This window comes from Bradyrhizobium sp. ORS 375 (assembly GCF_000239775.1).
Lineage (GTDB): Bacteria > Pseudomonadota > Alphaproteobacteria > Rhizobiales > Xanthobacteraceae > Bradyrhizobium.
Window position 1 is genome coordinate 1 of the sequence record NZ_CAFI01000320.1, and the last position, 8547, is coordinate 8547.

An 8547-nucleotide genomic window follows, 5' to 3' on the forward strand; every position below is an offset into this window, starting at 1 on the left:
TCCTCTTCACACCCCACAACGACAACGCCGCGCTGATAAACTCAGCGCGGCGTTGCCGTTTGTGGCGGTGTCGTTTTTGGCGGTGCGTTCGTCAGTCCATGTGTTCGCGCCGCGATCGCAGGCGCACAACCGTGTGATCGTGCCCCGCGGAACCGATTCAGGCGCGGTTCATTCCCCAGAACGTACGCAATGCTGCGCTGTCTGTCGTCGCAGGCCATTGTCCCACAGGAGATCTTCATGCGCATGTTCGTCCGGACCACCTTCGTCGCGTTGGCCCTCGCTGGCTCCGGCGCCGCGATGACGGCCATTGCAACGCTCCCGGCGCTTGCGCAGGCGGCCAAGGATTCGCCAGCTGCGCCGGCGGGCCCCACGATCAGCCAGCCGCCGCAGCTCAAGCAAATCGCGCTCACGGACAAGCAGATCGAGAATGTGCTGGCGTCGCAGAAGGACATGGACGCGGTCACCGACAAGCTGCCGGAGAATGCGCCGCCGGACCAGAAGGTGGTGACGCAACTCGACGGCATTGCCAAGAAATACGGCTTCGCGAGCTATGACGACTTCAACGTCGTGGTCGACAATATCAGCCTGGTGATGGGCGGCATCGATCCGAAGACGAAGAAATATGTCGGGCCCGAAGCCGTGATCAAGGATCAGATCGAGCAGGTCCAGGCCGACAAGAAGATGAAGCCCGACGACAAGAAACAGGTCCTCAATGATCTCAACGCTGCGCTGAAGGCGAAGCCGCCGGAGGTCGAGAACAAGGGCAACATCGATCTCGTCGTCAAATATTACGACAAGCTCGCCGCGGCGTTCGGCGAGGACGACAACTAAACGTTTCAGGCAGCCATGAAGATATGAGCCCCGACCACAGGTCGGGGCTTTTCCTTTTGCATCATGCGGAGCAAAATCGACGGCAGCTCAGCGGGCGAAGCTCTGCTCCATGGCCTTGCGGACCTTGACGGTCTCGTCGTCGGCATCGACCGCAACATCGGCCCAGCGCACGACCTCGCCATGCGCCACGTCCCGGGTGAGCTTCACGCGATGCGCCAGTCCGATCGGCAAAGCGCCAACCCGCAGACTCGTCGCGGCCGGCAGCAGCTTGCCCCAAACCGTATAGCCGCCTTCGCCGTCGAGCATCTCGCCGGCCCGCAGGTTCTTCTTGGCGACAGCAACGACATCGCCGCGGAAGCCGAGCGCTTGGCCCGTCGGCTCCTTGCGCAGCGCCGCTGAGAGCACCGAGACGTTCAGCTCGAGCCCAATCAGGTGAAATGGTTTGTACATCGCTGCATAACGGCCGCTGGCGTCGGTCTTCAGGCCATATTGGCGGAAGCAGTCGGCGGCGTAGTCATTGGGGGCCTCGAGCACGACATACACGCCCCAGCGCAGATCACGAAACACCGGGCGCCCGTCGCGCTCTAGCGAGGACACCACCTCGACCTGCGCGGAGCGCTCCAGCACGCCGCCGCGCTCGCGCGGTCGCAGCACATGCGGCAGATCGTCGACGCCGCAGGGGGGAAACAGCAGGCCGTCCGAGGGCACGTCGAGCCCGGTCGCATTGGCGATCGCGGCCATCTCGATCGCGGATTTGGTGCCGTCGAGAAACGAGTTGAACATCTGCGGGTTCATGCCGGCGGACTGCGCTTCCCCTGCGGTCAATCCGTAATGCTGCCAGACGCCGTCCGGCGTGACGTCGTGATAGGCCGGCAGATATTTGGTGCCCTTACCGGCCGCCACGACGTGAAAGCCGGTCGCGCGGGCCCAGTCGACGAGCTCCGCAGTCAGCGCCGGCTGGTCGCCATAAGCGAGCGAGTAGACCACGCCGGCCTTACGGGCCTCGTCAGCCAGCAGCGGGCCGGCCAGCACGTCGGCTTCGACATTGACCATCACGACGTGCTTGCCCGCTTTGATCGCCGCGCGTGCATGACGAATGCCCGCGGCCGGACTGCCGGTCGCTTCGACCACGACATCGATATTGTCAGCCCACGCTTTCGTACCATCGCTGCTGAACGAGGTGCGTTCGATCAGCTCAGGCTTCCAGCCGACCGTGCGGCAGGCGTCGCGGGCGCGCTCAGGATCGAGATCGATGATGACGGGCACTTCGAGCCCCGCGACATGCGGCACCTGCGACAGGAACATCGAGCCGAACTTGCCGGCGCCGATCAGCGCGACACGCACGGGCTTGCCGGCGATGGCGCGGGCTTGGAGGAGGGCGTGGAGGTTCATTGTGCGATCCGGATTTGGTTGAGGCGCATGCGCACGCCTGTTAGTTGTCGTCATGGCCGGGCTTAACCCGCCTGCGGGGCCGAAGCCCCTTCGGCGCGGCGAAGGCCCGGCCATCCGTCTTTCAACGAGCGCCTTTGCCGTGAGGATGGATGCCCGGGTCAAGCCCGGGCATGACGACCTATGTTGTAGACGTTGTGTGCCTTACTCCGCCGCCTCGCGATGGGCCCTGGCCAGTCGCAGCAACGCATCATCCGGCAGCGTTGCGATCGGCGTGAAGTCGCGATGCGCGATGTACTCCGGGCGCGTGGGCGTGCGGATGTGGTTCGAGACCGCGTTCAGCGTCAGGTACACGATCTTGCGCGGATAGGGTGTGATGTTGCCGGCGGAGCCGTGCACGAGATTGCCGTGGAACATCAGCATGCCGCCGGGCTTGCCGGTGGGCGCGACGATGCCGCCTTCGGCGACCAGCCGTGTCACTGTCGCCTCGTCGAGCGTCCACAGCGGATAGGAGGTCGTTGCCAGATCATGCGAGGCCTCGAGGTCGCCGGCGTGCTGGCTGCGCGGCACCAGCATCAGCGGGCCGTTGATCGGCATCACCTCGTCGAGAAAGATCGCGATGTTCATCGCGCGCGGCTCCGGCATGCCGTCGTCGCGCTTCCAGGTGCCGTAGTCCTGGTGCCATTGCCAGACGTCGCCCGTGAAGGCGGATTTGGCGTTGATCTTGAACTGATGCATGTAGAGCTTCTCGCCGAAGATCTGCTCGATCGGCTCGATCATGCGCGGATGCGCCGCCAGCACGCGGAACGCGTCATTGTAGAGATGCGCGGCAAAGGCCGTGCGCGGCGCGCCGCTCTTCTCCCGCCACACCTCGGGCCGGTTGGCCGCATAGATCGCCTCCGCCTCGCGGGCGAGGAAGGCAGTCTCCTCCGGGCTGAACAGCTCGGGCAGGAACAGCCAGCCCTCGCGGTTGAAGAAAGCGATCTGCTCCGGCGTCAGCTTCATGGCGTTCTCCCGTCCTTGTTCCCTCGAAGGAGGCGCCCGGTCTTTGCGCCGGGCTGCCTCCGCGCTGCTTCCGCTGTCGACATTGGCAGAATCCGGGTGGATCGCAACATTCTCCAAGCCTAGTTTGATCGGCAAATGATACGGGGCAGAGCGACGATGGAGCCCGCCATGTCAGACCAGAGCTATGCATTGTTCGAAACCGCGATCGGCACCTGCGCGATCGCCTGGAGGCCGCGCGGCATCAATGCGGTGCAGCTGCCAATGGGCGGCATGACGCAGATCCGGACGCGGATGCAGCAGCGCTATGCCGGGATCAGCGAAGCTGAGCCACCGCAGCATGTGCAGCGCGTCATTGACCGCATCAAGGCGTTGCTCGCTGGCCAGCCTGATGATCTCAGCGACATCGATCTCGATCTCGACGGCGTCAGCGCTTTCCAGCGCGGCGTCTACGACATCGCGCGGCGGATCCCGCCGGGCCGGACGCTGACCTATGGCGACATCGCCAAGCAGCTCGGCGGGGTCGAACTGTCGCGCGAGGTCGGCCAGGCGCTCGGGCGTAACCCGTGCCCGATCGTCGTTCCCTGCCATCGCGTGCTCGCGGCCGGCAACAAGCCGGGCGGCTTCTCCGCCAATGGCGGCGTCGACACCAAGCTGAAGATGCTGGCGATCGAGGGCGCGGCGGTGAACTACACGCCGAGCCTGTTCGATTGACGGCCCGCTACGGCAGGCGCGTTTGATCTCCGGCGCGCGACGCTCTATGCCATGGGCGGCTTCGATCCGCCGCCCCATTCACCGCGCAGAGCCCGCCGATGAAGATTCCGACGCTGCCCTTCACCGTCACCGACTGGTCCGCGGTGCCCGTCACCGAGCACCCGGGCGAGCAGGGCAAGGCCTACTGGCGGACGCTGATGATCGGCGACATCCGCGTGCGCCAGGTCGAATATACGCCGGGCTATCTCGCCGATCACTGGTGCGATCGCGGCCACATCCTGCTGGTGCTGGAAGGCGAGCTCGAGAGCGAGCTGAAGGACGGCCGAAAGTTCACTCTGTCGCCGGGGATGAGCTACCAGGTCTCCGACTTCGGCGATGCCGCGCACCGCTCGTTCACCGCGACCGGTGCAAAACTGTTCATCGTCGATTGAGGCTAGATGGCTTCGCAGGCGAAGCCGTTGCCCTTGCGCGTGATGCGGCCCACCGAGGGCGACGGGAAATGCGCCGTGCAGCACAGCGTCGGCGTGTCGCAATAGCGCTCCAGGAACGTGCGCCGCGTCACGGCACCCTGTTTCGCGTCGACATCGAATTTCGGTGACAGCTCGGGATAGGCGAGCTGCAGCGGCGAATGGATCAGGTCGCCGGCAAACACCGCGTCGTCCTGGCCTTTGCCGACGGCGATCGCGACATGGCCGGGCGTATGGCCCGGCGTCGGCAGCAGTCGGACATGATCGCCGATCGCGAACTCATCGCTGACGATGTCGGCGCGCCTGGCTTCGACGACCGGCAGCACGCTGTCGGCAAACGGCGGCACCTCGGCCTTGGCGTTCTGCGCCACCCAATAATCATATTCCCGCTGCGCAAACACGTAGCGCGCCCTCGGGAAGGTCGGCAGCCACCGGCCGTTGTCGAGCCGCGTATTCCAGCCGACATGATCGGTGTGCAGATGCGTGCACATCACGACGTCGATGTCGTCGACCGAAATGCCGGCAGCCGCGAGCGCGCGCATGTAGGTGTCGTCGGTCTTCATGTTCCAGACCGGCCGTGCGCGCGGCTTGTCGTTGCCGATGCAGCTGTCGATCAGGATGGTGTGATCAGGCGTCTTCACCACGTAGGACTGGAAGCACAGGATCAAGGTGTCCTGTGCATCCAGTGCCTGGGCCGCTTGCAGCGCGCCGCGCTCGGCTGCCAGCATCTCCGGCGTCAGCTCCGGAAACATCTCGCGCGCCGGCAGGAAGGTGGTCTCCTGCTCGATGATGCGATGGATGGTCGTGTCGGCAACCGAGACATTCAGCATCGCGGCACCTTCTCCGTGACGGTTATGCCGCCGGCGGCACCGAGATCTTCACCGACTCGCGCTCCATCATCTTCTGATGGAAGGCGTCGAGCGCCGGGTAGGCCTTGCGCCAGCCGCAATCAGCGAAGCGGAAATCGGCGTAGCCGAGCACGCAGACGAGTCCGATGGACACGATATCGAACGGGCGCGTCAGCAGGTCGCTCTGCGCATTGAAGCGCGCCATGCCCATCCACGCGCGATTCCAATGATCGTCGGACCACGCCTGCCAGCGCAGACCCTCCGGGCGCACCAACGCCTCGTAGCGGCACAGCAGCATGGAATCGAGCATGCCCTGCAGCATCGAGTGCTCGCTCTTGACCTTCCAGCGCGACGGGCCGGAGGCGGGGATCAGCTTGTTGCCGCCGGCGAGCTCGTCGAGATATTCGACGATCACGTAGGAATCGAGGATGACGTCGCCATTGTCGAGGATCAGCACCGGCAGCTTCTTCAGCGGCGTGATCTTCGAATATTCCTCGTTGGCCTGGCCCGGCACCACAGCTGCGGGCACGAATTCGATCTTGTCGATCAGGCCGAGCTCGATGGCGGCGATGCGCACCTTGCGGGCGAACGGCGAGGCGGGCGAGAAGGTGAGTTTCATGCGATGCTCCTGGAATGCTCTTTCCGTCGTCATGGCCGGGCTTGACCCGGCCATCCACGTCTCTTTCATTGGCACCGTTCAAGACGTGGATGCCCGGGTCAAGCCCGGGCATGACGACGCTGAAGATTGGGGCCGCCTCACATCTCGATGACTAAGCCTCAACGATCTCCTGGCGCTGCTCGCCGAGGCGCTCAATGCCGAGCGTCACGACGTCGCCGACGTTGAGGAAGGTCGGCGGCTTCATGCCCATGCCGACGCCCGGAGGGGTGCCCGTGGTGACGATGTCGCCCGGCAGCAAGGTCATGAACTGCGAGACGTAGGAGATGCACTTGGCCATCGAGAAGATCATCGTCGCGGTGGTGCCTGTCTGGCGGCGCTGGCCGTTGACGTCGAGCCACATCGACAGGTTCTGCACGTCCGGGATCTCGTCCTTGGTGACGAGCCACGGACCGACGGGACCGAACGTGTCGTGCGACTTGCCCTTGGTCCACTGGCCCAGGCGCTCGATCTGGAAGTTGCGCTCGGAGACGTCGTTGCAGATCGTGTAGCCGGCGACGTGGTTGAGCGCTTCGGCCTCGGACACGTACTTCGCGCGGGTGCCGATGATCGCTGCGATCTCGACCTCCCAGTCGAGCTTCGTCGAGCCGCGCGGCTTTTCGACCTGGTCATAGGGGCCGCACAGGGCGGTGTTGGCCTTGAGGAAGAAGATCGGCTCGGCCGGAATCGGATTGCCGGTCTCCTTGGCATGATCGGAGTAGTTGAGGCCGATCGCCACGAACTTGGAGATGCCGGTAACCGGCGCGCCGAGCCGCGGCTTGCCGGAGACGGCGGGCAGGGAGGCCGGATCGAGCGTGGCGAGCTTCTTCAGCGACTCCGGCGCATAGGCGGCGCCGTCGAGGTCCTTCACATGGGCCGACAGGTCGCGCAGCTGGCCGGAGGCATCGATCAGGCCCGGCTTTTCCGCGCCCTTTTCGCCGTAGCGAACAAGCTTCATTTGTTTCTCTCCCTCAAATCCTTGGTATTCCAGAGCCCTGTCATGGAGCATGGCGGGGCGAAATTCAACCTCGCGGGCTATGCGCTGGCGCTGCCCGGCACTGCTTCGAAGCGGAAGGCCGCGCCATCGCGGTGGATGTGGCCAGCATCGAAATGGCCGCCGATCACCAGCGTGCCGGTGTCGGCGAAACGGGAGAACAGCGCCTGCCGCGTCGCGATGGCCTGCGCCGGGTCGGAGTCGACGGTCGAGCTCCAGTCCAGGTGCGCCATCTGGCAGGGGTGATGCGCGACGTCGCCGCTCAGCAGTGCCTCCGCACCGTCGGAGCGGATGTGCAGGCTGACATGGCCTGGGCTGTGACCCGGTGTTGGGATCAGCGTGATCTCGTCGGTGATCACGGCATCGCTCGCCACCAGCTCGGCCTTGCCGGCATCGACGACCGGCTGCACGGAATCCGCGAAGGTCGCGGTCTCGTCCGCGGCCGCGCTGTGGCTGCGCCAATGCTCGAACTCGCTGCGGCCAAACACGTAGCGCGCGTTCGGAAAGCTCGGCACCCAGCGTCCGTCGACCAGCCGCGTATTCCAGCCGACATGATCGACGTGGAGATGCGTGCAGATCACCATGTCGATGCTCTCGGGCGGAAAGCCGGCGGCGCTCATCGTCTCCAGGAACGGCGTCGAACGGCCATTCCAAGCCGGCACGCTGCGGCCCTGCTTGTCGTTGCCGAGGCCGGTGTCGACGACGATGCGCCCGGTCGGCGTCTCCAGCACCAGGCTGTGGATCGACATCTTCAGCTTGCCTTCGGCGGTGGCGAAATCGGGCACGAGCCAGGGCAGCGCCCGGGTCGCCTCCGGCGCCGCCTGCGGCAGGATGAAGCGGGTGCCGCCGACCGTTTCCAGTTCGGTGAACTTGGTGATCCTGACCCGGCCGACCGTCCATTGCATGCGCGCTTCCCTGCTTTGTTTTTGGTGGTGCCGACGATGCCGCGCCGCGCGTCCCGGCGCAATGGATCGAGTTTCGGGAACAGGCGTTGTCGTGGCTAGTCCAGGAGGAGAGGGTTATGCCCGAACTGATGATTTCACCCGAGAAGGTCGCCTTCCTGATCGAGAAGGCGCGCGAGTTCGACGTCAAGGAGCAGGCGACCGACGACGATTCCGGCTCGAACGCCGCCGACGACGACATGATCGACGTGCTCCAGGACACCGGCGACGATCCCGTCGTGCGCGAGATCACCGGCTTCATCAATGCGATGAGCGAGGATGAGCAGACCGATCTGGTCGCCCTGATGCGGCTCGGCCGCGGCGATGGCGATATCGACGAATGGGACGATCTGCGCCGCGAAGCCGCCGGCCAGCGCGACCGCCACACTGCACGCTATCTTCTCGGCGAGCCGATGCTCGGCGATCTGCTGGCGGAGGGGCTGGATGCGTTCGGCATCGACTGGACGGAGGGACGGACGACGGCGGATTCATCGAGCCCAAGCGAGCGGGATGAGGACGAGATCACCAAGCAGTAGGTTGTTGGTTTGGAAGCCGCGCCTTGCTGGCACGGTGCGGTAGAACGCTGATCGACTTCCGTTCGTTGGAGTCGAGCTCGACACGCAGCGGCAGTGCGCTCCCTCGCCCCGCTTGCGGGGAGAGGGTTGGGGTGAGGGGGGCTCTCCACGCGCACCGGACTTGCGGAGAG

The 8547-nt window shown here is 65.1% G+C and carries 10 protein-coding genes; 4 read left to right on the top strand and 6 right to left on the bottom strand.

Features of this window, described 5'->3' with window-relative positions; translation table 11 throughout:
* The first annotated feature begins 237 nt into the window (after positions 1–237).
* Positions 238–831, top strand: coding sequence for a hypothetical protein (locus tag BRAO375_RS23265; protein WP_009029903.1), 594 nt, complete (start codon positions 238–240; stop codon positions 829–831).
* A gap of 87 nt (positions 832–918) precedes the next feature.
* Here the strand turns inward: BRAO375_RS23265 and BRAO375_RS23270 are convergent, their stop codons facing one another.
* Positions 919–2223 carry an NAD(P)H-dependent oxidoreductase gene (locus BRAO375_RS23270; RefSeq protein WP_009029904.1) on the bottom strand — a complete coding sequence of 435 codons (1305 nt, stop codon included), beginning with the start codon at positions 2221–2223 and terminating at the stop codon, positions 919–921.
* A 201-nt stretch (positions 2224–2424) separates the two neighbouring features.
* On the bottom strand, positions 2425–3225 hold the full coding sequence (locus BRAO375_RS23275) for a phytanoyl-CoA dioxygenase family protein (protein WP_009029905.1): 801 nt from the start codon (positions 3223–3225) through the stop codon (positions 2425–2427).
* A 168-nt stretch (positions 3226–3393) separates the two neighbouring features.
* Here BRAO375_RS23275 and BRAO375_RS23280 point away from each other — a divergent pair, with 168 nt between their 5' ends.
* Positions 3394–3936 carry a methylated-DNA--[protein]-cysteine S-methyltransferase gene (locus BRAO375_RS23280; RefSeq protein WP_009029906.1) on the top strand — a complete coding sequence of 181 codons (543 nt, stop codon included), beginning with the start codon at positions 3394–3396 and terminating at the stop codon, positions 3934–3936.
* 98 nt (positions 3937–4034) lie between these two features.
* Positions 4035–4367 (top strand): DHCW motif cupin fold protein, encoded by a 333-nt coding sequence (locus tag BRAO375_RS23285; RefSeq protein WP_009029907.1) that lies wholly within the window; start codon positions 4035–4037, stop codon positions 4365–4367.
* 2 nt (positions 4368–4369) lie between these two features.
* Here BRAO375_RS23285 and BRAO375_RS23290 read toward each other — a convergent pair whose 3' ends face one another.
* The 4 genes from BRAO375_RS23290 to BRAO375_RS23305 form a co-directional block, all read right to left on the bottom strand.
* A complete protein-coding gene (locus BRAO375_RS23290; RefSeq protein WP_009029908.1) occupies positions 4370–5233 on the bottom strand; it encodes an MBL fold metallo-hydrolase in 864 nt (287 codons plus the stop codon).
* A gap of 22 nt (positions 5234–5255) precedes the next feature.
* Positions 5256–5870, bottom strand: coding sequence for a glutathione S-transferase family protein (locus tag BRAO375_RS23295; protein WP_009029909.1), 615 nt, complete (start codon positions 5868–5870; stop codon positions 5256–5258).
* Between the two features lie 151 nt (positions 5871–6021).
* Complete coding sequence (locus BRAO375_RS23300) at positions 6022–6864, bottom strand: fumarylacetoacetate hydrolase family protein (protein ID WP_009029910.1); 843 nt, start codon at positions 6862–6864, stop codon at positions 6022–6024.
* A gap of 77 nt (positions 6865–6941) precedes the next feature.
* Positions 6942–7805 (bottom strand): MBL fold metallo-hydrolase, encoded by an 864-nt coding sequence (locus tag BRAO375_RS23305; RefSeq protein ID WP_009029911.1) that lies wholly within the window; start codon positions 7803–7805, stop codon positions 6942–6944.
* A 116-nt stretch (positions 7806–7921) separates the two neighbouring features.
* Here BRAO375_RS23305 and BRAO375_RS23310 point away from each other — a divergent pair, with 116 nt between their 5' ends.
* Complete coding sequence (locus tag BRAO375_RS23310) at positions 7922–8377, top strand: DUF3775 domain-containing protein (RefSeq protein WP_009029912.1); 456 nt, start codon at positions 7922–7924, stop codon at positions 8375–8377.
* The last annotated feature ends 170 nt before the right edge of the window (positions 8378–8547 follow it).